The organism is Methylocaldum szegediense, from assembly GCF_949769195.1.
Lineage (GTDB): Bacteria > Pseudomonadota > Gammaproteobacteria > Methylococcales > Methylococcaceae > Methylocaldum > Methylocaldum szegediense.
Map to the genome: position 1 here is coordinate 1,377,755 of NZ_OX458333.1, position 24,879 is coordinate 1,402,633.

General features: G+C 58.0%; 20 protein-coding genes. 8 read left to right on the plus strand and 12 right to left on the minus strand.

Going from position 1 to position 24,879, the window contains the following annotated elements; genetic code table 11:
* Nucleotides 1-16: 16 nt before the first annotated feature.
* Nucleotides 17-1,228: an alpha/beta fold hydrolase gene (locus tag QEN43_RS05795; protein WP_317963821.1), complete on the plus strand. Its 1,212-nt coding sequence runs from the start codon at nt 17-19 to the stop codon at nt 1,226-1,228.
* 111 nt (nt 1,229-1,339) lie between these two features.
* On the opposite strand, the gene QEN43_RS05800 is transcribed toward QEN43_RS05795, so the two are convergent.
* Entirely contained in the window at nt 1,340-2,707 is a 1,368-nt protein-coding gene (locus QEN43_RS05800) for an MFS transporter (protein ID WP_051331412.1), read from the minus strand.
* Between the two features lie 177 nt (nt 2,708-2,884).
* Between QEN43_RS05800 and QEN43_RS05805 the strand changes: the two genes are divergently transcribed.
* Nucleotides 2,885-3,895, plus strand: a complete 1,011-nt coding sequence (locus QEN43_RS05805; RefSeq protein ID WP_317963822.1) for a glycosyltransferase family 4 protein — start codon at nt 2,885-2,887, stop codon at nt 3,893-3,895.
* A 60-nt stretch (nt 3,896-3,955) separates the two neighbouring features.
* On the opposite strand, the gene QEN43_RS05810 is transcribed toward QEN43_RS05805, so the two are convergent.
* From QEN43_RS05810 to QEN43_RS05825, 4 genes are all read right to left on the minus strand, one after another.
* A complete protein-coding gene (locus tag QEN43_RS05810; protein WP_162144255.1) occupies nt 3,956-4,669 on the minus strand; it encodes a DUF3142 domain-containing protein in 714 nt (237 codons plus the stop codon).
* 196 nt (nt 4,670-4,865) lie between these two features.
* The gene (locus tag QEN43_RS05815; protein WP_026609084.1) at nt 4,866-5,333 is read right to left on the minus strand and encodes a hypothetical protein; all 468 of its coding nucleotides are present in this window, start codon (nt 5,331-5,333) and stop codon (nt 4,866-4,868) included.
* Nucleotides 5,334-5,585: 252 nt separating this feature from the next.
* Nucleotides 5,586-6,974: a class II fumarate hydratase gene (locus tag QEN43_RS05820; protein ID WP_317963823.1), complete on the minus strand. Its 1,389-nt coding sequence runs from the start codon at nt 6,972-6,974 to the stop codon at nt 5,586-5,588.
* A gap of 63 nt (nt 6,975-7,037) precedes the next feature.
* Nucleotides 7,038-7,286, minus strand: coding sequence for a glutaredoxin family protein (locus QEN43_RS05825; protein WP_026609086.1), 249 nt, complete (start codon nt 7,284-7,286; stop codon nt 7,038-7,040).
* Between the two features lie 559 nt (nt 7,287-7,845).
* Between QEN43_RS05825 and QEN43_RS05830 the strand changes: the two genes are divergently transcribed.
* Nucleotides 7,846-10,887: an ATP-binding protein gene (locus QEN43_RS05830; RefSeq protein WP_317963824.1), complete on the plus strand. Its 3,042-nt coding sequence runs from the start codon at nt 7,846-7,848 to the stop codon at nt 10,885-10,887.
* A gap of 34 nt (nt 10,888-10,921) precedes the next feature.
* Here QEN43_RS05830 and QEN43_RS05835 read toward each other — a convergent pair whose 3' ends face one another.
* The 3 genes from QEN43_RS05835 to metH all read right to left on the minus strand — a co-directional run bounded on the left by QEN43_RS05835 (nt 10,922) and on the right by metH (nt 16,891).
* On the minus strand, nt 10,922-11,320 hold the full coding sequence (locus QEN43_RS05835; RefSeq protein WP_235726583.1) for a TonB-dependent receptor domain-containing protein: 399 nt from the start codon (nt 11,318-11,320) through the stop codon (nt 10,922-10,924).
* On the minus strand, nt 11,223-12,920 hold the full coding sequence (locus QEN43_RS05840) for a TonB-dependent receptor plug domain-containing protein (RefSeq protein ID WP_026609089.1): 1,698 nt from the start codon (nt 12,918-12,920) through the stop codon (nt 11,223-11,225). The genes QEN43_RS05835 and QEN43_RS05840 overlap by 98 nt, the downstream gene beginning before the upstream one ends.
* A gap of 269 nt (nt 12,921-13,189) precedes the next feature.
* A complete protein-coding gene (metH, locus tag QEN43_RS05845; protein ID WP_317963825.1) occupies nt 13,190-16,891 on the minus strand; it encodes a methionine synthase in 3,702 nt (1,233 codons plus the stop codon).
* 139 nt (nt 16,892-17,030) lie between these two features.
* Here metH and QEN43_RS05850 point away from each other — a divergent pair, with 139 nt between their 5' ends.
* From QEN43_RS05850 to QEN43_RS05865, 4 genes are all read left to right on the plus strand, one after another.
* Nucleotides 17,031-17,537: a hypothetical protein gene (locus QEN43_RS05850; RefSeq protein ID WP_317963826.1), complete on the plus strand. Its 507-nt coding sequence runs from the start codon at nt 17,031-17,033 to the stop codon at nt 17,535-17,537.
* A 14-nt stretch (nt 17,538-17,551) separates the two neighbouring features.
* Entirely contained in the window at nt 17,552-17,980 is a 429-nt protein-coding gene (locus tag QEN43_RS05855) for a hypothetical protein (RefSeq protein WP_156912638.1), read from the plus strand.
* Nucleotides 17,981-18,011: 31 nt separating this feature from the next.
* On the plus strand, nt 18,012-18,233 hold the full coding sequence (locus QEN43_RS05860) for a DUF2970 domain-containing protein (protein ID WP_026609092.1): 222 nt from the start codon (nt 18,012-18,014) through the stop codon (nt 18,231-18,233).
* A gap of 315 nt (nt 18,234-18,548) precedes the next feature.
* Nucleotides 18,549-20,063 (plus strand): FAD-dependent oxidoreductase, encoded by a 1,515-nt coding sequence (locus tag QEN43_RS05865; RefSeq protein ID WP_026609093.1) that lies wholly within the window; start codon nt 18,549-18,551, stop codon nt 20,061-20,063.
* 4 nt (nt 20,064-20,067) lie between these two features.
* On the opposite strand, the gene QEN43_RS05870 is transcribed toward QEN43_RS05865, so the two are convergent.
* On the minus strand, nt 20,068-21,729 hold the full coding sequence (locus tag QEN43_RS05870; RefSeq protein WP_051331414.1) for an MFS transporter: 1,662 nt from the start codon (nt 21,727-21,729) through the stop codon (nt 20,068-20,070).
* A gap of 270 nt (nt 21,730-21,999) precedes the next feature.
* On the opposite strand from QEN43_RS05870, the gene QEN43_RS05875 reads away from it, so the two are divergent.
* A complete protein-coding gene (locus QEN43_RS05875; protein ID WP_202901152.1) occupies nt 22,000-22,842 on the plus strand; it encodes a class I SAM-dependent methyltransferase in 843 nt (280 codons plus the stop codon).
* Nucleotides 22,843-22,871: 29 nt separating this feature from the next.
* On the opposite strand, the gene QEN43_RS05880 is transcribed toward QEN43_RS05875, so the two are convergent.
* The 3 genes from QEN43_RS05880 to QEN43_RS05890 form a co-directional block, all read right to left on the minus strand.
* On the minus strand, nt 22,872-23,036 hold the full coding sequence (locus QEN43_RS05880) for a hypothetical protein (protein WP_202901151.1): 165 nt from the start codon (nt 23,034-23,036) through the stop codon (nt 22,872-22,874).
* Nucleotides 23,037-23,252: 216 nt separating this feature from the next.
* Entirely contained in the window at nt 23,253-23,984 is a 732-nt protein-coding gene (locus QEN43_RS05885) for an SDR family NAD(P)-dependent oxidoreductase (RefSeq protein WP_026610882.1), read from the minus strand.
* A 22-nt stretch (nt 23,985-24,006) separates the two neighbouring features.
* A complete protein-coding gene (locus tag QEN43_RS05890; RefSeq protein ID WP_317963827.1) occupies nt 24,007-24,663 on the minus strand; it encodes a DUF938 domain-containing protein in 657 nt (218 codons plus the stop codon).
* Nucleotides 24,664-24,879 lie beyond the last annotated feature (216 nt).

The window sequence follows — 24,879 nt, forward strand, 5'->3', positions numbered from 1 at the left end:
CTTTCGGATGTACCATGTGAAACGGGCCCTGATCCTGGTCTTGTCCATGTTGTGTGGTTGCGCTCATCAACAGTTCGTCACCCAGCCCTATCCCCGATGGGGACAGGAGATCTGGTTATCCCGAGGCGACCGCGAACCCTTGTTGCCGATGCGCGTCCAGATGCCGCCGCAACCTGCCGCCGCCCCGGCCTGCCTCATGATCGTCCATGGCATGAACGAATATATCGGCCGCTATGGCGAAATCGCAGCTCATTTCGCGAAACGTTTCATCGTCGCGGGTTTCGATTTGTACGCGCACGGCCTATCCAATCCCACCCTGCTGGCAGCCGATCGCGCCATCGCTGCCGGCGAGACCTCGTTCGATGTCGGCAACGCCTATCTAGCACAGACCGGTTTGCGCAACTTGGGGCCGATGCGGCGGGATTTGGATCAGGCGCTACGGCAAACGATCGAGATCTGCGACCGGAACGCAAAACCCGACCTTCCGATATTCATCGTTTCGCACAGCCTGGGCTCCTTGATTTCCGCATCTTATCTGCTCGAAAAAACTTCAACACCCGACCCACGGGACCGAATACGGGGTATCGTGTTCTTGGGCCCGGCATTCGCAGTGACCGAGGTTCCGGGTTGGCGCGGCTATTTCCAAACGCCCGTCGTGAAACTGTCGTTTTATGCCGAGGAACATTTTCTTCGCTCCCATGGGGAGCCGCTTCCGCTGCTGATCGCCAATCAAGCGCTGTCGCTGGTGACGGTTCCCGTGCTCGACGGACTGTTCGAGGTGCTGTCCTGGCCGGGATTACGGCGCGTTTTTTCGCCCACGACGCCGAGCTGGGTGCCGGAGTACCTGAGCGACTCGGAGGAGGAGAGGGCACGTCACCGGGCCGACGGTTATATCATCCGCCGCAGCATCCTGCGCTACGTCAAGGGCGTCGAGGCCGAGATCGTTCGCTTCAGGAGGGACATGGCGGAATTTGCGACGCCGTATTTCCTCGTTTACTCCGTCGGGGATCCGATCACCCCGGCCTGGGGCAACCACGATTTTGCCGCCAAAACCCTCGACAAGCATCGGGACAATCAAGTCCTGCCGCTCGTCGACAAGGTTCACCACGAGCATCTGTTCTCCGCCCCGCCTTTGCGTGACGAACTGCTCGGAAAGATCGAGCGATGGCTGGACCGCCGTCTGAGATCTTTGCACGAAGTCGCGGCGGAGCGAGCAAAGGAGCGATGATCGAATAAGCTCATCTCAGCAGGCGGTTCGTCATGCGCTCTTCGACTTCGCTCGGGACGGGTCTACCGAAGGGTTTTGGGAACTTATTCCATTTCTCAACAACGGATGGAATTATGCCGCCCCATCTGCATCAGACCTGAAAACGCCGGTCCGCCGCGCAGCGATTTGTTCCCGGAGTGCGCGCTGCCGAACGCGATCGATCGGAAAATTCCACATGAGCGGGAGCCCCGATGCGATGATGAGGCAGGGCAGCCAGCCGTAGATGATCAACAGCCATTTTTTCGCGTCCGGGTCCTGAGCCGGGGCGGACGGCTCGAAACCGAAGGCGGCGGGCAGGGCGGTGCCCAAGAGAACGCCCAGGGCGACGGCCAGTTTGATGGCGATGCCCCACACCGCGAAGAAGAGTCCCGTGCGCTGCCGGCCGGATGCGACGATGTCGTGATCCACCACGTCGGCCGCGATCGAATTCGCCAGCATGAACAGCGAAGCGAGGCTCGAACCCCGCAAGACGATCAGTGTCGCGTAGAAGCCGGTGTCGCCCCGATCCACCCAGGGAAATCCCAGGCTGGACACGCCGATCCAGAGCGCCGCCAGACAAATCGCCCGATGCTTGCCGATGCGATTCGCGATATTCATCCACACCGGCACCATGGCGAGGGAAATGAGATTCTCGGCGAGAATCATCGTGGCGAAGATCTCGGGGCGTCCGACCACATGAGTCAGTACCAGTCTGTGGAGCGTGGCTTGAATCAGTACGGCCGTGCCCAGAAGCAGCAAAGTGACCAGGGTCCGCACGAAAGCCCAATTGTGCAGTACCAGCCGGAGCCCGGCCCAGCCCTCGTGGCGCTCGCCCGCCAGTTCCTCGGAGGGAAATTCCGGCACCTTGACCAGGGCCAAGGTCACCAGCGGCGGCAAGCTGAAAACGATGATCAGGGCGATAACCCGGAGTTGTTCCCGGTTATCCACATAGCCAAGAAAATCCATGGCTGAAAGCACGACCAGGAACAGGATCTGCCCCAGGGCGCCCGATCCCTCGCGCCAAGCGGCCACGTGCGTACGCTCGGTGTAGTCCGTGGAAAGTTCGGCTCCCCAGGCTTTGTGCGGCAAATCCACCAGGGTGAAGCCGAGAAAGAGCAGGCTCGCCCAGACGAACAGGTAGAGCAACGAAACCTGTCCGGCCGGTGCGAAGACCATCCAGGCGGACAGCATCAGGAGCGGTGTTCCGAGAGCGATCCAGGGCTTGCGGCGGCCCCAGGATGTCTTGAAGCGGTCGCTCAGAATGCCGACCAGCGGATCGGTCACCATGTCCGTCGCCCGCGACGCGGCGATCGCCAAGCCTACACCAGCGAGCGGCAAGCCTAGGTCGTCGGCATAGAAAGCCGGGACGAACAAGGCTACCGGCAAGGTCGCTACCGCATGTGTGAGGTGCGGCGCCGCGTAGTACAGCATGAGCTTTTGAGAAAGCGGCGGTCTATCCATGGTCTTGCGGAAAGACAATAATCCTGGAGTGTACGCGCCTTGCCGGCCATTGCAACGCCTGTATCCGGCCTGGGTTTCGGACGCGTTCCGGAATCGAACAGCGGCGTCTTGTTTTCCGGTAGTCACAGCCGAAGCGGTGAACGATGCGGTCCATGGGGCGAGGACAGGAGGAAAGCTTTGCGGATTCTCGTGATTAGCGATGCCTGGCATCCTCAGATCAACGGTGTCGTCACGACCTTGACCAACACCCGGCGCGCTCTGGAAAACTCGGGACACACGGTCGAGATCATCACGCCCGACCGGTTTCGAACCTGGCCGTGTCCGGGCTACCCGGCGGTGCGCCTGGCCTTCTTGTGCGGACCTTGCCTAAGACCTCTGATCGAAGCCTTTCGGCCGGATGCGATTCACATCGTGACCGAAGGGCCGGTCGGCTTCGCCGCCCGACGTTACTGCCGCGAGAAAGGCTACGCGTATACGACCTCATACCACAGCCATTTCCACGAATACTTGAAGCTCCGCGCCGGCATTCCCTTGAGCGTGAGCTGGACCTATCTGCGCTGGTTCCACTGCCGCAGCCACAGGATCATGGTCGCAACGGACTCGCTCGAGCAAGAACTGGCGTCCAAGGGTTTTCGCAGGCTGGTGCGCTGGTCGCGGGGTGTCGATACCGAACTTTTCCGGCCGTGGGGTAAAACGTTTCTCGATGATCAACGTCCGATTTTCTTGTACGCCGGGCGCGTCGCCGTCGAGAAGAACGTAGAGGACTTTCTCCGGCTCGATTTGCCTGGAACGCGATATGTCGTCGGCGACGGACCGCAACGAAGGGAGTTGGAAACCAAGTATCCAAACGTGCGTTTCGTGGGTTATCAAACGGGCGAGGCTCTGGCGCGCCACATGGCGGCGGCGGGCGTGATGGTGTTTCCGAGCCGCACCGATACCTTTGGTTTGGTGATGTTGGAAGCTCTGGCCTGCGGCGTACCGGTCGCTGCCTATCCGGTGAGGGCGACACGAGACGTGATCATTGACGGGCGCGTGGGGATTCTGGACAACGATCTCCGCCAAGCCGCCCTAAAGGCCTTGTCGCTTGATCCCCAGGAGTGCCGGCAGTATGCACAGCAATTTTCCTGGGAAGCGTGTTCCAGGCAGTTCGTGGAAAATTTGGTTCCAATGAGAATGAGAACCGACTGATGCTGCTCCTGAAGTGAACGATCCAGGCTGGTGCAACCGTGCGATTTTCGACGGCCACATCTACCGGCTACCGTCGGGCAGCAGAAAAATGACGGTTCCTCGATAGGCTGGGTGTTTTTGGACCATAGCGAGGGCATCCCGATCGTAATTCCCGTGTTCGACCAAGCCGAGCTTGAAGGGTACGGACAGTGTTCTGGTCGACAAGCGCTCGAAGTAGCGCCGGTGCTCCTTTATCGGCTGCCTTCCCTGGTAGGCTTGGAACACGATTTCGTCCACCACGCCTTCCAAAGCGTTCAGATCCTCGAGCTTTCCCTGGCTCGCCCAATCCATCAGGCCGGTGACGCTCAGGCGATAGCGGGTCGGCAGGGCGGCTCTGATTCGTCTAAGCAGTTCGCCATAACGATCCAGATGTCGGGTGCGGGCATCGAAGTCGATTTGGATTCCCCATACCGGATTACGTTTCGCCTCAAACGCCTGAAGATCCCGTCCCGCCTGGCGTTGTAGCGAGGTCGGCCAATCCATGGTTTCGAGCCGGTAAACCAGAATGAGGGGATTAGCCGAAGCGGTTGGAGGAGGGAAGCCGCGACGCTGAAAAACGGCATTACCACCACGTATCAGAAGTTCCCCTTGGAGTAGATAAAGCGTGCCGGCTTCACCCGATACCCGACCGGGGTGAACCTTGGGGTGCCAGGCCCAATAATCGTAACCTGCCCGGGCGTCGCCAAGCCATGTACACCCGGCGAGGAAAAGTGCGATTACGGCGTATAAAGACAACGAAGCCCCGTTAGAATCGTTCAAACCTTCAACGTTTTCGAAAGGAACGGGTCGCAGTCTCGAAACGAAGGTTAGCGACGAAAGAGAAATCGGACGTGTAACGGCCCGCCATAGTGGGATCGGATCGCCACCGGACTCGCTCGGCGCAGCACTTCGTTGTCGTTCCAGCGGGTGCGGCGATCCGTTTGACCGTGGGTCATCCGGCGGCATTCCGGGCTATGCCGAGTCGTACGCCGAACATGACAGCGCCTGTGGTGATAACAGCGGAGAAGACGTTCATCAAAACGGAGAGTTGGACGTTTTCCATCCATAGACCGACTGCGATAGATATCGCCGCCACCACGCCGCCGAGCTTGTATTCGGCGTGTTTTGCGACTCGAGCGCAAACGAACCCGCCAAGTACGGAAAACAAGATGCAGACTGCGGCGCCGGCGACGGACGGCCACGAGTTCGGAGAAACATTCTGTAGGGTAACGGCGACGTAATCCTCGCTTGTGCCGGACGAGATGAGACTGATCGCATAGATCATGCCTATCAACACGGCAGATAACAAAGTACCCCCGAAGTCGACGGCCAAGGCGAGAAGTATCGCTTTGAGGGGCGATCCGCGTTCGACCGTGAAGTCGTCGAAGTAAATTGTTGGAGGCGCGAAAGAATTGGACATCGAATACTCCCACGAAGGTGTCAAACTTGAAATCGACGAAAAATGCCGCCTTTTACAACGTCAAAACGAGCCCGGCCGATTGCTCTGAATGGCAGGTGACGTGCCGAGATCGAACCGATACGGAATGAAGTCTAGTGCATTTTCGTCTCGCGCTGACGGCTCGGTTTCTTCGGGTTCGTGCTTAGTTTGTACGCCCGAATTGGAGCCTGGCCGTCGGCGCTTTGTCGGTGTCGCGGGTTTGCAGGAACTGCTTCAGCCCTGTATGCCACCTTTCGCCAGCTTCGCGGGATCTAAAAGGACTTCCAGTTCCGCGCGCGGAATCCCTGTCATTTCGGTGGCGACGTCGATGATCGGCCGTTGCTGCCGGTATGCCACCTTGGCGATCTCGGCCGCCTTGAGGTAGCCGATGACGGGATTCAACGCAGTAACCAGGATGGGGTTGAGTGCCAAGGCCTTTTTCAGATTGTCTTCGCGAACGACAAAGTCTGCGATGGCTTTGTCCGCCAGTTGATGAGAGACGTTTGCCAGCAAGTCGATGCTTTGCAGCAAGTTATAAGCGATTACCGGCAGCATGACGTTCAATTGGAATGATCCGGACTGGCCGGCAACCGTAATGGTAGCGTCGTTGCCGATGACCTGCGCCGCGACCATGCATGCGGCCTCGGGAATCACCGGGTTGACCTTGCCCGGCATGATGGAACTGCCGGGCTGCAGCGCAGGCAGTTCGATTTCCCCAAGTCCTGCGAGAGGGCCGGAGTTCATCCAGCGGAGATCGTTGGCGATTTTCATGAGGCTGACTGCGATAGTTTTCAGTTGGCCCGACAATTCGACGGCTGCGTCCTGGCAACTCAGGCTCTCGAAGAACGAGTCGTTCGGCGCGAATGGCAGACCTGTGGCATCGGCGAGGGCTTCCGCTATCCTCGCCGCAAATTCCGGATGGGCGTTGATACCCGTACCGACAGCGGTGCCGCCCAACGCGAGTTTGTAGATGCGCGGCAAGGCGGCGCGTAGACGCTCCACGCCGTTTTGGACTTGCAAGGCCCAGGCAGAAAGTTCTTGGCCCAGGGTGATGGGCATGGCGTCCATAAGATGGGTGCGCCCGGTCTTGACGACGTCCTTGAGCGACTGCGCCTTGTACGCGATGGCCGCTTGCAAATGCTCCAGCGCGGGAATGAGCCGGACGTTGACGGCCAGCGCAGCACTGACGTGGATCGCCGCGGGAATGACGTCATTGCTGCTTTGCCCCATGTTGACATGATCGTTGGCGCTCACGCTCCGCCCGCAACTACGCGAGGCGAGCGTTGCGATCACTTCGTTGACGTTCATGTTTGTGCTCGTCCCGGAGCCCGTCTGAAACACATCAACCGGAAATTGATCGGCGTGGCGTCCATCGATGATGTCCTGCGCAGCTTGCTCGATTGCTTCGGCCATGCTGGCGTCCAAAAGACCTAGATTTTTGTTTACGCGAGCGGCGCAACGCTTGATCAGCGCTACCGCGGCGATGAACGCCGGTGGCATTTTCAGCCCGCTGATCGGGAAGTTTTCGACCGCGCGTTGGGTCTGGGCGGCGTAAAGGGCAGCGGCTGGTACCTGCAATTCGCCCATGCTGTCTTTTTCGATGCGGAAAGCGTTTTCGTTCATGGCGTTGAGAGTCGATTGAGCGTGTTGATGGATGACGTAGCGGGGTATCTGTCTGGTCGGGTTTTAGGACAAGCTGTGAAGAAATTCCATGAGCCGTTCTTCGTCGAAAGGCCAGTCGAGTTCGGCGCCCGAAGTGGCATCGTGCAGGACCGGAATCCTTATCCCGTAGCGGTCTTCCAATTTGTGCTGTCCGGCGATGTCCACGATCTCGAAGGAAACGTTGTCACGCCGCGCTTGAATTACCTTAGACAGCATAATTTCGGCGTCCTCGCACAAATGGCAACCGGAGGTACCGTAGAGAATCAGTTGCATCGATCGTGTTCGTCCTCGCTCGATTAGGCTGGCAACGGGGGTTATGTGATCTCGTTCAAGGGCGCGGCACCAGGCTCGGAGGGCGGAGAAATCCACCCTGGGGATCGGCGGGAAACCTTTCGCAAAACGACCCGATTCGTCCGAATATGGACTCGACTAAACGCCGCGCGGGCGGCAAAGCTTACCAGATTCGACGGGTATGATGCACAACGGGGATCATGCGATCGGCGGTCGAGCGGGTGATTCTATCGGGTGGGCGGACGCAAACCGACGGCAAATCGGTTTTCAGCGGTGGAGAAAAACAGGAAAATGCCGATTTTGCGTTACAAATGATCATATGTGCGCCCCGTGGAGTGAACGCACGTTTTGACGGGCTTGATGGAATGCCCGAGGGGGTTTCTGAGATGACGTCTTTGTTCCGGGTCGCGCGTCGTATCGGCGCATTTCTGTTATCGCGCCCTAATCGTCACATACCGAGATTCGAATGTCGTCAGAAAACGGTCGGGTTTAGGTCGACATTGGTTTACTCGACCGGCCGAGCATGACGGAGCCCACGACCATGGATACTCACAAGCAATTGATATTTGGCCCCTTTCGGCTAGACGCGGCGAATGCGGTCTTGTGGCGAGGGGCAGAGACGGTGAGCTTGCCGCCCAAGGTCTTCGCGCTATTGCACTATCTGGCATCGAATCCAGGGCGATTATTGACTAAGGATCATTTGCTCGATGCCGTTTGGCGTCGCCGCTTCGTGAGCGAATCGGTCCTCAAAGGGTGCGTCAACGAACTACGCAAAGCCTTAGCGGATGATCCTAAATCGCCGATTTACATCGAAACGGTTGCGAAGCACGGCTATCGTTTTATCGCAGAGGTGAAGCAGGTAGACGGCGCGGAGACGTTCGTTTCGGGGCCGCTGTTACCGGCTACCGGTACGATCAGCCACGGCGCGTGCCCGATGCCCTGGGTAGGTCGGCGAAGCGAACTCGCCTGGCTGGAAGCTCGGTTTGAACGGGCCTGCCAAGGCGAGCGCCAGATCGTGTTTTTTACCGGCGAAGCGGGAATCGGCAAGACAACCTTGATCGATATGTTTCTGAGCACGGTCAAGCACCCGCATCTCGGACTCTTGCGCGCCCGCTGTGTTGAACAGTGCGGTGCGGGCGAGGCGTTCATGCCCTTGCTGGAAGCTTTGGAGGCAAGGTGCCGTGAGTCCGGCGGAAAGCGGCTAATCGACCATTTGCGTCGCTGTGCACCGACTTGGCTGATGCAGATGACATCGGTTTTGGCAGCCGAGGAGAGGGAAAAGCTCGGCGACGAGGTCCTCGGTGCGACGAGCGGTAGAATGCTCAGGGAAGCGGCGGAGTTGATCGAGAGCCTCAGCGCCGAAAATCCCTTGATCCTGGTGATCGACGATTTGCACTGGAGCGATCATGCCACGGTCGACTTGATTTCGTTGTTGGGACGCAGGAACACACCTGCCCAGCTTTTCGTGATCGCGACCTATCGACCAGTCGATGTCGACCTGACACGACACCCGATCAAGCGAATCAGGCAGGAGCTTCAGGCGCGCAGTTTGTGCGCGGAGCTGAGGCTGTCCGGCTTGGCCGAGGACGAAATCAAGGAATATTTGGCGGTACGCTATCCCGAAGAGGCCGGACACGAGGCTTTATCGTCCTCGCTCTACCGGTGGACCGAAGGTCATCCCTTTTTTATGGTCAACCTGGCTGCCCATCTGGTTGATTTGGGGCGATTGTCGGCGGATGCCGGCCATTTCGGTTCGAATCTGACGATTCCCGACAATCTTCTGGAAATGCTGGATGCGCAGATCGATCGGTTGAGCGATGCCGAGCGGCACCGGCTGGAAGTGGCAAGCGTGTTCGGCGAAGAGTGGTCTGCAGCACTGTTGGCGGCCGTAGCCGGCGAAGATCTGGCGACGGTCGAAGGGTGCTGTGACGAACTCAGCCGGCGCGGTCAGATGTTGAAATCGTGCGGCGTCGACGAATGGGAGGAAGGGGTGGTGGCGGGGCGCTACGGCTTCCGGCATTCGCTTTATCGCGAAGTCCTTTATCGCAGGCTCTCGCCCGGACGTCGAATGCAGTTGCATCGGGCTACCGGGGAGAGGCTTGAACGCGGTTACGGCGAAAAGTCACGATTCATCGCGGCGGAACTGGCGATGCACTTCGAACGAGGCCGACTGTTGTCGAAGGCCATCGCCTACCTGCGTTCAGCGGCGGAAAATGCCGTCCGCCGGTATGCCAATCGCGAAGCCATCGGCTACCTCACTCATGCGCTAGAACTGTCGGACTCGCTTCCGGAGACGGAACGGCACACCTTAGCCATCGAATTGTTAATCGAGCGGGGCGCTGTCAAGCGTTCGATGAACGATTCCGATGCTGCCGTCGCCGATTTTTCCGCTGCCCGGGAGCGCGCCTCTGGCGCGGGACTTCAGTTCTTGGAGCTTAAGGCCATCGTCGAAGAGAGCCGGGTTCATTACTGGAAGGACCGGCCACGCTGCCTGGCCTTGATGAGCGAGGCGGTGGAACGCGCCAAGGCGCTGAACGACGAGATGATCGAGATTCGAGTAAGAGGCTCCTATGCCGGATGGCATTTGTCTCTGCAGGACTGGAGCGAGCACCACATCCGGGATTTTCAGCGAGCTCTCGACTTGGCTCAGACAACGCGGAACCCAGAACTGTTACACGCCTCTTTGACCCTCCATTCCAGTTTCGAATACGCCAGGGCGGGCTACCGGTCGACGATCGCCGTCGCCGAGGAAGGAATGGCGGTCGCGCAAACTGTGGGAGACGCACTACGATACATGATTTGCAAGGCCTTATGCATCCGGTCGCTAATATACCTGGGCGAGTGGGGAGAGGCTCGGCGCCACATCGACAGTGGGTTGCAAATGGCGGAGAAGAACGACAATGTCTTTGCGATCATCCATTTCACTTTGCTCCTGAGCTGGCTACATGAGCAGGCGTTCGATTACCGGGGAGCGCTAAACCTTTGTCAAGCCGCCATGGAAAGGATGCGCGACCAGCGAGACTTGTCGAACGCATTCCTGGGCGTGATCCGCTTAGGCTGGGCCCACCTGGGTTTGAGGCAAAACTCAGAGGCCTTCGACTCCTTTCGTAAGGGTTACCACATTTTGGAAGCCTGCCAGGGCTTGATGGATCAGTACTTGATGCCGCTCTTTCATTTGGGGCTCGGCGAATACTGGTTTACCCAGAGTGAATGGAAAAAGGCGGAAGAGCATGCCGAGAAGGTTTGCGCTCTCTCCGCTCTCCCTCCCGATCCGACGCACCGGGCGTTGGGGCATCGTCTGTTGGCCGAAACGGCAATAGCGCGAAAGGAGATGGACAGGGCTCGTACGGAAATTGGACACGCATTGTCCTGGCTCGGCAAAACCGAGGCCCCGGTCGCCGCATGGCGCGTCTATGCGACTGCAGCGCAAGTAGAGAGTGTCTGCGGGAACTCTCAGGTGGCGGCAACGTACCGCCATCGAAGTGCGGAGATACTCGGACGCGTCGTGCAGTCCATGGATAAGACTGATCGCTTACGCCAGTCGCTGTTGGAACACCCGCTGTTGGCCGATCTTGCTGCGTGAGCCGCCACACCTCCGTTCCGCCACGCGGCTCGCCTCAGAATGCCAAGTGAATTCCTCCGAATACCGTGATGCCTGGGGTGTAGCGCGCGTAAAAACCGCCGGTTCGATTGTTGGTGATATTTTCGCCGCGCACATAAAGATCCAATTTCGGTAACGCGCGATAAGTGGCGATGGCATCGACGCGAACGGTGTCGTCGGTTGCCAAGGTCGCGGCGCTGTTGTTCCACTGCGAGCCTTGATAAATGCCATTAACGCGCAGGGTCAACGGCAGGGAGTTCAAAGTCCATTGCGTCCAGAGGCGGCCAGCTTTTTCGGGGTGCACCGGCAAAGGCCGGTCAGTATCTAGATTGCGACTGTATTGATATGTGAAATCCAAACCGCTTTGGATTCGTTCCGACCAAAGGACTTCGATCGAAGCCTCCGCTCCGGCGATGCGCGCCCGCGGTGTGTTGCTGAGCCCGACAAAACGCCCCACGGCGACTTGTGAAGTCAACAGGGGAACGCGAATACTGGCGTCTGGCGATCCTCGAAACACCGACAAAACGCCCCACGGCGACTTGTGAAGTCAACAGGTCGTTATAACGACCGTAATAGCCGGTCAGGGAGAAGCGCAAGTCGCGAGTAGGTGTCCAATCGAACCCGATATCGGCCGTTAGTCCTTTCTCCGGTTCGAGCGCGGGATTGCTCAAGAGTGGTATTAGCAGTTCGCCGTAGCTCGGGGCGCGAAATCCGGTTCCCGCCTTCGCTCTTAGACTTAAAGCCGGTGAAGGATCCCAACGCGATCCGAAGTGCAGCAATGTGTGCGAGCCGTAGTCGTCGTGGTGTTCAAACCGGATGCCGGCTTCGTGATGCCATCTTCCGAGATCGGCTTGCAATTCGGCGAATCCGGTAACGGTCTTTCGCTCATCGAGAGAAGGCGACGGCAGTAGGATGTGATTGTTTTCGCCGCGCTCATAACGCGCCTGTCCGCCCCACACCAGTCGCCAGTACTGCTGGCGCAACGGATCGTCGGACAGGATTTGCACATTGCGCCAGTCGGCGAACATCAATTGGCTGCGAAAGCTGACTGACAGACGGCCTGCTCGAGCGGCGATGTCGTTCTCGGTATAGGCCAACTGCAGTTGGGTGGTCCAGTTCTCGGTCAGGCGCGCGGAAGCGGTGTGCTGCGTCAGCCACAGTCGTTCATGAAACTCCGTCGTCGCACTGTCGACAAACGTAGGAAGGCCGGTTGGGGTCACGCTCGGGAGGTCCGCGTCCTGCCAGGAATCTTTGTAGAGCAGACTGCCGTTCACGGACAGATCCGGCGTAAGCCGCGCACCGTACCGTGCAATCCCCAGGGTGCTGCCGAACGGATCCCGCTCCGGATTCCCCCGGTTCGGTATGGCGTCATAGGCTCCGTCGAACTGATTCACCCGGCTTCCCGTAACGGAAAGATCGGCGCGCGTAGTCTTCAAGCCTCCGCTCAGCGTCGTGCGGAAGGTTCCGAAGCTGCCTCCTTCGACGTGCGCCAAGCCGTAATTTTCCAAGGCCCGTTTTGAGTTCAAGTGGATGCTGCCAGCAATGCCTTGGCCGCTATAGTAGGCGTGACCGGAACCGAGAACCACGCTGACGCTGCCCAACGCTTCGGCGGGAATGGTATCCAGCCAACTCAGACCTGGAAGCGCCGTCAACAAGGGCACGCCGTCAAAAGTCACCACGCCTTGCGCGGCAGACACGCCCCTCACCCTCAATCCCACACCGCGGCCCTCGCTGCCGCGGAAAACCGAAATGCCCGGTGTCCCACGCAGGAAATTGTTGATGTTGCTGTATTGTGAGCTTTCCAATTCGCTCCGAGTTCGGAAGGTGACGTTGTTCGCGAGCGCTTGCGAGAACTCATCGGTGGTCTGACGTTGTTCCGACCCGGCGATTATGGTTAGTTGAGGGAGTTCTATTACGTCCGTCTGCGGCGACGTGAACGGTGTTCGGAAGACCAGCAAGGCCGCCAGGGGGCCGATCAGTTTCCACGCACTGGCCTGAATCCTGAGTTCCGTCATTGGAATTCAGTTGAGCCCGAATAGGCGAGGGCGCGGAAATTGGAAGGGGAGACCGATCCGACCGCGTTCGAGCCGGCCGGGAACGGGATCGAGGTGACGAAAGTCAGTTGTAGCAACGGATACTCAAGTCATAATGGGGTTGGAGACCCGTTAAACGTCGAGCGAAAGTATAGGTAGCAGATCGAGACGGATCATTTCGCCCTCGGAAAGTGCGAGGCGTGTTTTCAGCCGTCTCGGACTTCGATTCTCTGATTTTCTGAATCGGTACTTCAATCTGGTTCGTAGGCCAACAGCGATGCCAGCCACCGTTCGGTTTCCCGAACCATCATGCCTTTCCGCTCCGCATAGTCTTCTACCTGATCGCGGCCGATCTTGCCGATATTGAAATACCGCGCCGCCGGATGGGCGAAATACCAGCCGCTGACGGAAGAGGCAGGATACATCGCAAAGGAATCCGTCAAGCGGATACCAGCGTTCTTTTCCGCCTCCAACAACCGGAATAGCGTGGCTTTCTCGGTGTGATCGGGACAAGCGGGATAGCCTGGAGCTGGGCGGATACCCCGATAGGCTTCGGCAATCAGCTGCTCATTGCTGAAGCGCTCGTCCGGTGCATAGCCCCAGAACTCACGTCGGACCCGAAGGTGCATCAGTTCAGCAAAGGCTTCGGCCAAACGATCGGCCAGGGCTTTGAGCATGATGGCGCTGTAGTCGTCGTGACGCGCGGCGAAACGGTCGAGATGTTCTTCGATACCGTGGCCCGCCGTCACGGCGAAGGCGCCGATATAATCCGGCACGCCGCTTTCGATCGGTGCCACGAAATCGGCTAGACAATAATTGGGCTGGCCAGGCGGTTTCGCTGCCTGCTGGCGCAAGTGGTGTAGAACCGCAAGAGTTTCCTTCCGCGTATCATCGGTATAGAGCAGGATGTCGTCGCCCGATGCATTCGCCGGGAAGAATCCGATGACCGCCCGGGCGGTCAGCCATTCTTCCTCGACTAGGGTCGCGAGCATGCTCTTGGCATCCCTGAGCAGCGTGCGCGCATGTTCCCCGACCACGTCGTCATCAAGAATCTTCGGGTAGCTGCCGGACAACTCCCAGGTGTGGAAAAACGGCGACCAATCGATATAGTCGACGAGCTTCCGCAAAGGATAGCGGTCGAATACCCGAATACCCAAGAACGTCGGGTGCGGCGGCACGTAATGCTGCCAATCGCCGTGAAAGGCGTTGGCGCGCGCGTTGGCGATCCCGTGCATTGGCTGCTGTGTCTTACGCCCCGCGTGACGTTGGCGCACCTCTTCGTATTCGCGCCGGGTCTGCGCGATGAAATTATCCCGCAAGTCCTCGCTCAGAAGGCTTCCGGCGACCCCAACGCTGCGCGATGCGTCCGAGACGTAAACCGTGGGACCGCTGTAATTCGGTTCGATCTTAACCGCGGTATGGGCGCGCGAGGTGGTCGCGCCTCCGATCAGAAGAGGCAGGGTGAATCCCTGCCGCTCCATTTCTTTGGCCACATGGACCATTTCATCTAGGGAAGGAGTGATCAGGCCGGACAGCCCGATGATATCAACCTCGTTCTCACGTGCGGCTTCCAGGATCTTCTCGCAAGGCACCATGACCCCCAGATCGATCACCTCGAAGCCGTTGCATTGCAGCACGACACCGACGATATTCTTGCCGATGTCGTGCACGTCGCCCTTGACCGTGGCCAAGAGAATCCTGCCGTTCGATTGAGCCGCGCCGGAGACTTTTTCCGCTTCCATGAACGGCGTTAGATAAGCCACCGACTTCTTCATGACCCTGGCGGATTTGACCACCTGCGGCAGAAACATCTTGCCGGCGCCGAAAAGTTCGCCGACCACATTCATGCCCTGCATGAGCGGACCTTCGATGACGTGCAACGGTCGCCCATATTGACGACGGGCCTCCTCGGTATCCACTTCGATGAATTCGTCGATACCCTTGACCAGAGCGTGTTCCAGGCGTTTCTCGACAGGCCACTCTCGCCAGGCGAGATCCTCTTTCTTTTCCTGGTTTCCTCCTTCATCCCGGTATTTCTCGGCGATGGCAAGCAGCCTTTCCGTCGCTTCCGGATGGCGCGCCAGAATCACGTCCTCGATCGCGTCCCGAAGTTCCGTCGGAATCTCCTCGTAGATGGCAAGTTGGCCGGCATTAACGATGCCCATATCCATGCCGGCGCGGATCGCGTGATAAAGAAACACGGCATGGATGGCTTCCCGCACCACATTGTTCCCCCGAAAGGAGAATGACACGTTGGAAACACCACCCGACACCAAGGCATGGGGCAGGGTCTCCTTGATCCGGCGCACGGCTTCGATGTAGTCGAGGCCATACCGGTTATGCTCCTCAATGCCGGTAGCGACGGCAAAGATATTGGGATCGAAGATGATGTCCTCGGCCGGGAATCCGACTTGTTCGGTGAGAATCTTGTAGGCGCGGGTACAGATCGCCACCTTACGCTCGCAAGTGTCCGCCTGGCCCTGCTCGTCGAAGGCCATGACGATGATGGCGGCGCCGTAGCGCCGTGCCAGCTTGGCCTGACGGATGAAGGCCTCTTCGCCTTCCTTGAGCGAAATCGAGTTGACGATGCCTTTTCCTTGCAGGCATTTGAGACCCGCTTCCAGGATTTCCCATTTGGACGAATCCAGCATCACCGGCACGCGGGCGATATCGGGTTCGGCGGCGATCAGGTTCAGGAAACGGACCATGGCGCTCTTTGAGTCGAGCATGCCTTCGTCCATGTTGACGTCGATGATTTGCGCGCCGTTCTCGACTTGTTGGCGGGCGATGTCGATGGCTTGCTCGTATTTCTCCTCACGGATCAGGCGCCGAAAGAGCGCGGAGCCGGTGACATTGGTGCGCTCGCCCACGTTGACGAACAGGGATTCCGGCCCAATGTTCAGAGGCTCGAGCCCAGACAAGCGGCACTTCGGCTCGATGGTCGGGATACGCCGCGGCGGGAAATGCTCTACGGCGTCGTGGATAGCCTTGATGTGAGGCGGCCGGGTGCCGCAGCAGCCGCCCACGATGTTCAAGAATCCCTGTTCGGCCCACTCGGCGATCTCCTTCGCCATGGCTTCGGGCGATTCGTCGTATTCGCCGAATTCATTGGGCAGCCCGGCGTTGGGGTGGGCCGAAACATGGCTGTCGGCGATGTGCGAAAGCTCTTCGATGTACTGCCTGAGTTGTTTGGCGCCCAGCGCGCAGTTGAAGCCTATGGAAATGGGCTGGGCGTGGCGCAGCGAATTCCAGAACGCTTCTACGGTCTGTCCGGACAGGGTGCGCCCCGAGGCGTCGGTGATCGTGCCGGAGATCATCACCGGCAGACGCAGCCCGTGGTCGTCGCAGTACTGTTCCACGGCAAACACGGCGGCTTTCGCGTTCAAGGTATCGAAGATTGTTTCGATAAGGATGATGTCCGCTCCGCCGTCGACCAAACCTTTGGTGGCCTCGTAGTAAGCGGCAACCAGATCGTCGAAGCTGACGGCGCGAAAGCCGGGATCGTTGACGTTCGGAGAGATCGATGCGGTGCGGTTCGTCGGCCCCAAGACACCCGCGACAAAGCGCGGGCGATCGGGCGTTTTCCGGGCCATGTCATCGGCCGACTCGCGAGCGAGTCGGGTCGCCGCTACGTTGAGCTCGTAGACGAGTTCCTCCATGCCGTAATCAGCCAGGCTGACACGGTTGGCATTGAAGGTGTTGGTCTCGATGATGTCCGCACCGGCTTCCAGATAAGCATCGTGGATCGACCGGATGATCTGCGGCTGAGTGAGGCAGAGCAGATCGTTGTTGCCTTTGAGATCTTTAGGCCAGTCGGCGAATCGGTCGCCTCGATAATCGCTCTCGGCAAGCTGATAGCTTTGGATCATGGTGCCCATCGCACCGTCCAAAAACAGAATCCTTTCCGAAAGGAGTTGTCTGAGTAGTGCGGTGCGGGCTTTCAAATCGCTCATCGTGGATTAATCTGAGGTCGGGAAAAGTCGGGCCGATGTATCGACGGAAAATGATTTCTATTGTAGTGGCAGACGACCGGACGATAAACCGGTCGATGGCCGATAAACCGGCGAATTCCTTGCTTTAGGGAAATGAAAGATGTCAAAATTCCGCTCGTTTTCAAGAATAGCAAGCTGTTCCGCCCACGGCTGCCTCCGTTATTATGCGGGGACGGCAACCGCTATTTTTACTCTTTCCGGGGAGAGATCTATGAATTTTCGAACTTTTGGCGCAGCCGGCCTGATCTGGCTTGTTGGGGCCATGGGAACCACTGCTTTCGGGGAAATCCAGTTGAAAGACAACAGCGAGATCGTGGGTACGTGGCGCCTCGAGTCGGTAGCTCCTGCACTCGATAAACCCAAGATCGAGGAGAACAGAATCTGGGAATTCAAACCTGACGGTACTATCGTCACTTCGGGCTACAACCGGCATTTCAAAACGCATGACCGGCACGAATGGTCATATAGGATCGTGGACGGCAAGATTGTCGCGGACGATCCCGGGCGGCCGGGAAAAACCATTGATTATGTTGTCTATGAAAAGACACCCGATCAAATGATCCTGAAAGGCGGTATCGAAGGGTTTTATTTCTTCAAAAAACAATAATGGGGAAACCGGATATGAATAACTTCATTCAGTTCAGCAAAGTCGATCGAACCATGTGGCTGGGTATTCTCGGATTCAGCGCTATTTTCATCGTGCTGATGTCCGTGTTCACCACCACATCGCCTTTTTACTATGCAAAGCGTGTTATCATCTCGATTTTGATCATGTTTATCCCGGGGTACTCGATCACCAAGCTGTTTTTCGACCACTTGGAGTTCACCGAGTACAAGGCTCTGGATAAGTTCCTGGTCTCTTTCTTCTTTTCCATAGCCACGGTACAGACCTTGTACTTCATTGCGACCTATATTCGAACTTACGCCATGAACGTGGACGAAGACGTCATCAGCAGCAATTCAATCGCGATTACCATCGCCACTTTGGTTACCGCGGCGGCCTTCGGGGTCAAGTTTTATCTGAACAAGAAGAAAGCGGCCACGTCTTGAACATTTGTCCAGCACCTTGTCGACAGCAGCTATGAGTTCCGGTGAACCAGATCCCAATAAACCTAGTGTGTTCCAAGTGATCGCCAGTGTGATCGCGGCCGCTTTTGGCGTCCAAAGCTCGGCCAATCGGGAGCGCGATTTCGCAGCCGGTTCGGCCAAGTCTTACATCATTGGTGGCGTCATTTTTACAGTACTGTTCGTGGCGGCCATCATTTTCATAGTCAACATGGTAATCAAGTCCGCCGGGACCTAGCAACGCGGTAGGCACACACCGTCATGAACCCCGTGTGATGAATCGGTCCACGGGGTTTTTTATGGTTTACGCCGGGAAGAGGTCTACTCGTAAAGAGGACTATCCGCAAAACAGACCAGCACCACAAACGCCCCCTGCGTAAGTCCAATCGTTTACGGACGGCGGAATGGTCTGCTCGTCGAAGCAATCGGTTGACGGACCCAGTAGCCCATGATTATTCTTTTCTGATACGCTCTGCCGCTTTTGTTTGTCCGCTCAACCCGCGTTCGGTGAAGCGGCCCGGCAGGCATTCCGAAGGACCGGACGGAGGCAAGGATGGCCGATATTCCCACTCAGCATGTTTCGTACTGGATCGATTCCACGCCGGAAACCGGCTATTCGGCGCTTCTGGGCGATCTTGAGGTCGATGTCGCCGTTGTCGGTGCCGGCATCGTCGGCCTCACAACCGCGTTACTGCTCAAGCGGGCCGGGCGCAGCGTGGCGGTGCTTGAATCGCGGAAAATCGTCGACCAAGTCACCGGTCGAACCACCGCTAAACTCACTTCGCTCCACGGCCTCATCTATACGCATCTGATCAAATATTTCGGTGAAGCCGGTGCTCGCGCTTACGCGGAGTCGAATCAGGCCGCGATCGAGATCGTCGACACGATACGGACGCAGCTTCACTGCGAATGCGATTTCGAACGCCTTCCGGCGTACACAGTTACGGAATCCAAGGAGTGGGTGCCAGCACTGGAGACCGAGGCGGAAACGGCTGCAAAGCTAGGGTTGCCGGTCGATTTCGTCACCGAAACCAGCTTGCCGTTTCCTGTCGTCGGCGCGGTACGCTTCGACCATCAGGCGCGCTTCCACCCGCGCAAGTATCTGCTGTCGGTTGCGGAGGCCGTAAACGGCGACGGCTGTGGGGTTTACGAGAACACCCGGGTACTGGACGTCGAAGAGGGCACCCCTTGTCGCGTTCTGACCGATAGAGGGAAAGTCACCGCGCGCGACGTGGTCATCGCAACCAACATCCCGATCTTGGACAAAGGCGCGTTTTTCGCCAAGGTGTTTCCAAGACAGCATGTCGTCCTCGGCATTCGGGTCGCTCCGGAACAAGTCCCCGACGGCATGTTTCTGTCGGTAGGGGAGCCGCGATATTCGGTTCGCGTTCATCCGACCGCTGAAGGACCGCTGTTGATCGTTTCGGGGCAGGGCTACCGGACCGGTCACGCGGATACCGCACAGAAGTCGAGGGAGCTTCGGTGGTTCGTCCAAAACCGGTTTCGAGTCACGTCCGTCAACTACGAATGGATCAATCAAGACTACGATTCGGCCGACCGTGTTCCTTATATCGGCCGGCTCACACCCGGCTCGAGCCATCTTTACACGGCGACAGGGTTCAATGCCTGGGGCTTGTCGAATGGCACTGTGGCCGCAACGATCATTTCCGACCAGATCATCGGCAACCACAATCGCTGGGCAGATCTATACCGGGCCGCGCGCGTGAACGTCAAAGCGTCAGGCAGAAGGTTGCTCAAGGAAAACGCCCAAGTCGCCGAAATGTGGCTGAAGGACAAGTTGACGTCCGACTACAGAAAAACCGTGGAGACCATACCCCCGGGAGAGGGCGAGACCGTCGATCTCCATGGCAAGAAAAGCGCCGTATATCGGGACGAAGATGGCCGAGTGCACGCCGTATCTGCCGTCTGTACGCATCTGGGTTGTACCCTCCGCTGGAACAGGGTGGATAAGTCCTGGGATTGCCCCTGCCATGGCTCGCGTTTCGATACCGAAGGAGTGGTGATATCTGGCCCCGCGAGAAAGAATCTGGAACCCGAATCATGGTGATCGATTAATTGCGCTCGAATTCAGCCGCGGTGGCAGACTCTAGTTTGGGTCCCGCCAGAAGAGTGCGCTTGACGAACAGGATAGCCCCCATCGGCATCGCCAGCCCGACGATAGTGACAGTGATGAACAGCGCGCCGAGTTGGGTGTAATCGGCGGGAACCTGAACTGCTCCGGTGCTCGGATCGATAACTTCGCGTGTAACGGTGAACACTTGATTGAGGTACTTGGTGCCCAATTGCGAGAGAGATAGCGCGAGGTTGGTAAAAGCGGCCATGACGGCGAAATAGGTAGCCTTGAGTCTTTCCGGTGCCGAGTTGGCGATCCATGCCAACATTGGGATCATAGCAATCTGGCCCAGGGGTGACTCGAGCGCGGTGTCGATAAGCGCGATGAACCGGGCATCGACGACTCCGCCGGTATGAGCGGCGGTCCAATGGTGGAACCCGTAGAACATCGCGATGTTCGGCAAAAACAGGACGGCGCCGGCGATAGTCAGGACAGCGATGATATAGGTGATCGAGCGTTCCGCCATGAACCGACGGAAGATGAACATGCCGGCCAGCGTCAAGATGCTAGCGATCAGCGAGAGTTCCGAAAGGAATTGCTGATCGAAGCCCAGTTCATCGATCATCCACCAGGTCGAGCCGGCACCCGTCGTCGGGATCGCGCGGAAGGCGAAGATCACGATTGCCGTGGCGTAGAGCTCGCGTCGGGCGCGATCCGGTAGATCTTTGGTCAATTGCCACATCAGGAATACCACGATCGCGAGCGAGCCAGCGAACACGATTTCCTCGTTCATCGGCACCGCGGCGAGCCCCATGCTGGCTGAGAACAGGACGAAAGCCAGGCTGCCGCCCAGAATCCACCAATTAGGCGACGGCAATTCGTCCATAGATCGCCCCAAGAAACGTTCAATCTGGTCCATCTCGAAGCCTTGGGCGGCGAGCCGCTGCGCGTCGCGCCAACGCAATACGGCTGCAAGGGCCACACCGAGAACGGAAACGGCCGGAATGATCAGGGCAAGTCGGTAGATCTGAAGATAGACCGCGGCTTTCTCCGGTTCGGCGAGCTTCTCGACGCCGCTGAAAAGATACACATTAACTGCCGCTACCAACACGCTGCCGCCGATGATTGCGACGCGGCCCAGGGTCTGCATCGTGGTGTGAGCTAGGCGAAGCTGTTCCTCTCCGACCGGGCGGCCGTTCTCGTCCACGCGCGGAACGGCCTCGACGGTCATGGCGTCCGCCACCGTATCCTGCAACACATAACCGATCGGCGCCAGCAAGGAGGAAAGGACATACCAGGTTTCGATCGGCAGCAACTCGCGCATCGCTTCCGGGTTGGCGAGCAGGCCAATCATGATCAAGAGGCTGGCGGCAATCAGTCCGGCACCGAGCATGATGAGACCGGACTTGTGGCGCCAGATCAGGTCGACCAGATGCCCGAGCGGCATCTTCAAGGTCCACGGGAGCATCATCCAAAAGCTCAAGGAAGCCAGAAACTCCGCCGAGAGACCCAGATATTCCTTGACGAAAAAAGTGCCGACGATACCGGTCAGTCCCGAGATACCGGCCGCCATGTATACCATGAGAGGCGGAAGATAGCTCAGCCGCATCTGGCGGCCGAGATCGAAAACATTGCGATCGAGCCACTCTCTCCAATGCATGGGAATCTCTCTGTAGTCGAATTTATAGCGCGATTGTAGAACAAGCGATGAAGCGCTCGGAGTTTTTCCGCGCGATTGTGTCCGTCAGGGATATCGAAAATGTTCGACATGCCCGTGAATCATGTCCTAGGCACTCTCTTTTCAGCCGCCGCGGTTTACCTGCCCTCGCGATTTTGGTAGAACCGGCGGGTCCGGCTCGGACTCGGCGCGTTTGGCTTCGCGCCGACGGAAAGTAAAGTATCAAAGAATCGCTGACAAACGGAGACCAGCATGAAATTGCATTCTTTGCTGCAGGTATTCACGATGATTTTGTTGGGTGTGCTGATCAGCGGACTCGTCCCGAAGCCAGCCGTCGCCGGGAACACCACACTTGATCAAGCGCTGGACCTGGCCCTTCAAGGCGATCATCGTGATCCCGGAAATCGTGAGCGGGACAAATACCGGCACCCCAAGGAAACCCTGCAATTTTTCGGACTGCGGCCGGATATGACGGTTGTCGAAATCTCGCCAGGCCGCGGCTGGTATACGGAGATTCTGGCCCCCGTCCTCCGCGCCCAGGGAAAACTCTATGCGGTCGGCTTCGGTCCTGCCCGGCCGGGTATGCCCGACTATGCCATCAAAATTCAGGAAGCCTTCGAATCCAAACTCAAGGCACGCCCCGACATCTATGACCAGGTCGTGCTGACGTCCATGCAGAATCCGAAAGAGGCCGATTTTGCACCGCCTGGCACGGCAGACCTGGTGTTGACTTTCCGGAACGTGCACAACTGGATCGCGGACGGGACGGCGGACGATATGTTCAAAGCTATGTACCGAGCCTTGAAACCGGGCGGCACGCTAGGAGTGGTCGAACATCGGGCGAAACCGGGCACGTCGCTCGAGGAGATGAAGAAAACCGGCTACGTGACCGAGGATTACGTCATCGCTTTGGCGGAAAAAGCAGGGTTTAAGCTGGTCGACAAGTCCGAAAGCAACGCTAATCCAAAAGACACCAAGGACCATCCAGAAGGCGTGTGGACGCTGCCCCCAAGCTTGCGCCTTGGCGAAAAGGATCGGCAACGCTATCTCGACATCGGGGAAAGCGACCGGATGACCCTGAAGTTCAGCAAATAAGCGCCGGCGTGACACCTCCGAACCTGGCGCTAACCTCGCCGGGCGTGGTTATTCCCCTGCTTGAGTTGAAGCCAGCGTGCGATGAGCAACGCGGTCAATATCAGCCAACCGTAAGGGTAGGGAATGGCCCCGATGAAAAACGCCACGAGAACAGCTACGAGGATTGCTCCGAGCGTCAGAAGGTACATATCCATAGCGGCAATCTCCGAGTGTCGGGAAATGGTCTATTTTAGACCGCGCCGAATATAGCCGAGTCAGCCGCTCGATGAAAACGACGAAGACGGGAGCAATTGGGCGTCGACCCGAGCTACATGGAGAAATCGGAAATCCTTTCCCGACCGTAATGTGCAAATGCGTCAGTCAGCGATGGCCGAGCGATAGCACCTCGTCCTTTCGGCGGAAAACGGAAATCAAAAGGACTCCTTGAAGGGACGCAGGTCCAGTTCGTAGGTCCAGGCGCTTCGGTGCTGGTTGTGCAAGGCCCAATACGTGTCGGCGATGGCGTCGAGATCAAGTAGCCCATCGTCGCCTTTCTGAGCAACGAATTCTGGAAAGGCATTGCGAGCGCGGTCGCCATCGATGACGCCGTCGATGACGACATGTACGACGTGGATGCCCAGCGGCCCGAACTCCCGAGCCATGCCTTGAGCCAATGCGCGCAGCGCACTCTTCGCGGCCGCGAAAGCCGTGAACGGCGGGCGGGCGCGCAAGGAAGCGCTGGCGCCCGTGAAGAACAAAGTCCCGTGCCCTTGATTCACCATTAACCGCGCAGCCTCGCGGCCAACCAAGAAGCCGGCGTAAGCGTTCTGCAACCAAAGTTCCCTGAACATATCGCCGCTGGTTTCGAGCAGCGGTGCCCGTCGATTGCTGTCCACGGTGCAGGCGACGATATCCAGCTCGCCGGGATCGCGCGAAACCGTTTCGAACAACGATATGACCTCGCTTTCGACGGTCGCGTCGGCCGCAAAAGGAATCGCCCGGCCGCCAGCCGCTCGGATTTCCGAAGCGACGCGCTCCAATTTCTCGGCGGTACGGCCAGCAACGTAGACCGTGAGTCCCTCGCGCGCGAAGCGGCGGGCGAGGGCGGCCCCCAACCCTTTGCTGGGTCCAACCCCGATGACGACAGCTTTACGCTCGTTCATGTCACGGTGCTCGCCACATCGGTCAAGCGCGGGTGAAAATTAGGCCGAAATTGTTGGCCGGCATGTTGATCTTTTCGCTCAAACCGAGCGCATTGGACCGTGCCGCTTTTTCCAGGTCGGCGATATCCTTCAGGCCCCACTCGGGAACCCCGGCCGATTGGATCATCCGGTCGAACTCCTGGTTCGATTCGGTGGTGTATCGGCCGTGGTCTTTGAACGGACCGTAGATGAACAGAAAACCGTCCTTATTCAGCAATTGCGAGGCGCATTTCATCATGCCGTCGGCGACCGAAATCGGGGCCACTTGGAAGATATTGATTACGAAAATCACGTCGTAGCGTCTGTCTTCCGGATTAGGCCAGGTCTCGTCGCGCGTCAAATCGAGCTGACTCGGCCGTGCGACGTTCTGTACACGGTTTTCCCAAGTAATGCGCATGATGTTTTCCAAGGCATGCTCGTTCAAGTCCGTGGGATGAAAGGTCAAATGCGGGAAATGAGGCGCGAAATAATTGATGTGCATGCCACTCCCGCTGGCAAATTCCAGGACGTTGCCCGGCATCCCCGGAAATTTTTGCTTGAAGACCTCCAGGATCGGATCTCGGTTGCGATGCCCTGCCCAGGAGACATACGGACTTAGGGGATGCGGATCGAGCGGCGGCCGTTCTTCAAACTCAAACATCTGCAGATCCTCTGGAATAGTTGTTTTTGTAATGTGCGAATCGGGGTAATCGGTATCCGAAAGCTGGACGCATATCATTATGCAGTTTATGTGCCAGCTTTTGTTCTGAAAAAAATTAAAAACATTCAGTCATTTAGAGATAATTTGCCGGTTCTTTCTGAAATGTCCTCTGAAATCCGGCTTCAAGTAGTGAAATTTTATTTCTTTACTCAAGAA

What these genes read in the sequence shown, in the direction of transcription:
- QEN43_RS05855 (WP_156912638.1), top strand. Translation starts at nt 17,552, where the DNA reads ATGAATAACTTCATTCAGTTCAGCAAAGTCGATCGAACCATGTGGCTG.
- QEN43_RS05830 (WP_317963824.1), top strand. Translation starts at nt 7,846, where the DNA reads ATGGATACTCACAAGCAATTGATATTTGGCCCCTTTCGGCTAGACGCG.
- QEN43_RS05870 (WP_051331414.1), bottom strand. Translation starts at nt 21,729, where the DNA reads ATGCATTGGAGAGAGTGGCTCGATCGCAATGTTTTCGATCTCGGCCGC.
- QEN43_RS05800 (WP_051331412.1), bottom strand. Translation starts at nt 2,707, where the DNA reads ATGGATAGACCGCCGCTTTCTCAAAAGCTCATGCTGTACTACGCGGCG.
- QEN43_RS05860 (WP_026609092.1), top strand. Translation starts at nt 18,012, where the DNA reads ATGAGTTCCGGTGAACCAGATCCCAATAAACCTAGTGTGTTCCAAGTG.
- QEN43_RS05880 (WP_202901151.1), bottom strand. Translation starts at nt 23,036, where the DNA reads ATGGATATGTACCTTCTGACGCTCGGAGCAATCCTCGTAGCTGTTCTC.
- QEN43_RS05840 (WP_026609089.1), bottom strand. Translation starts at nt 12,920, where the DNA reads ATGACGGAACTCAGGATTCAGGCCAGTGCGTGGAAACTGATCGGCCCC.
- QEN43_RS05875 (WP_202901152.1), top strand. Translation starts at nt 22,000, where the DNA reads ATGAAATTGCATTCTTTGCTGCAGGTATTCACGATGATTTTGTTGGGT.
- metH (WP_317963825.1), bottom strand. Translation starts at nt 16,891, where the DNA reads ATGAGCGATTTGAAAGCCCGCACCGCACTACTCAGACAACTCCTTTCG.
- QEN43_RS05850 (WP_317963826.1), top strand. Translation starts at nt 17,031, where the DNA reads ATGTCAAAATTCCGCTCGTTTTCAAGAATAGCAAGCTGTTCCGCCCAC.
- QEN43_RS05865 (WP_026609093.1), top strand. Translation starts at nt 18,549, where the DNA reads ATGGCCGATATTCCCACTCAGCATGTTTCGTACTGGATCGATTCCACG.
- QEN43_RS05815 (WP_026609084.1), bottom strand. Translation starts at nt 5,333, where the DNA reads ATGTCCAATTCTTTCGCGCCTCCAACAATTTACTTCGACGACTTCACG.
- QEN43_RS05890 (WP_317963827.1), bottom strand. Translation starts at nt 24,663, where the DNA reads ATGTTTGAGTTTGAAGAACGGCCGCCGCTCGATCCGCATCCCCTAAGT.
- QEN43_RS05820 (WP_317963823.1), bottom strand. Translation starts at nt 6,974, where the DNA reads ATGAACGAAAACGCTTTCCGCATCGAAAAAGACAGCATGGGCGAATTG.
- QEN43_RS05885 (WP_026610882.1), bottom strand. Translation starts at nt 23,984, where the DNA reads ATGAACGAGCGTAAAGCTGTCGTCATCGGGGTTGGACCCAGCAAAGGG.
- QEN43_RS05825 (WP_026609086.1), bottom strand. Translation starts at nt 7,286, where the DNA reads ATGCAACTGATTCTCTACGGTACCTCCGGTTGCCATTTGTGCGAGGAC.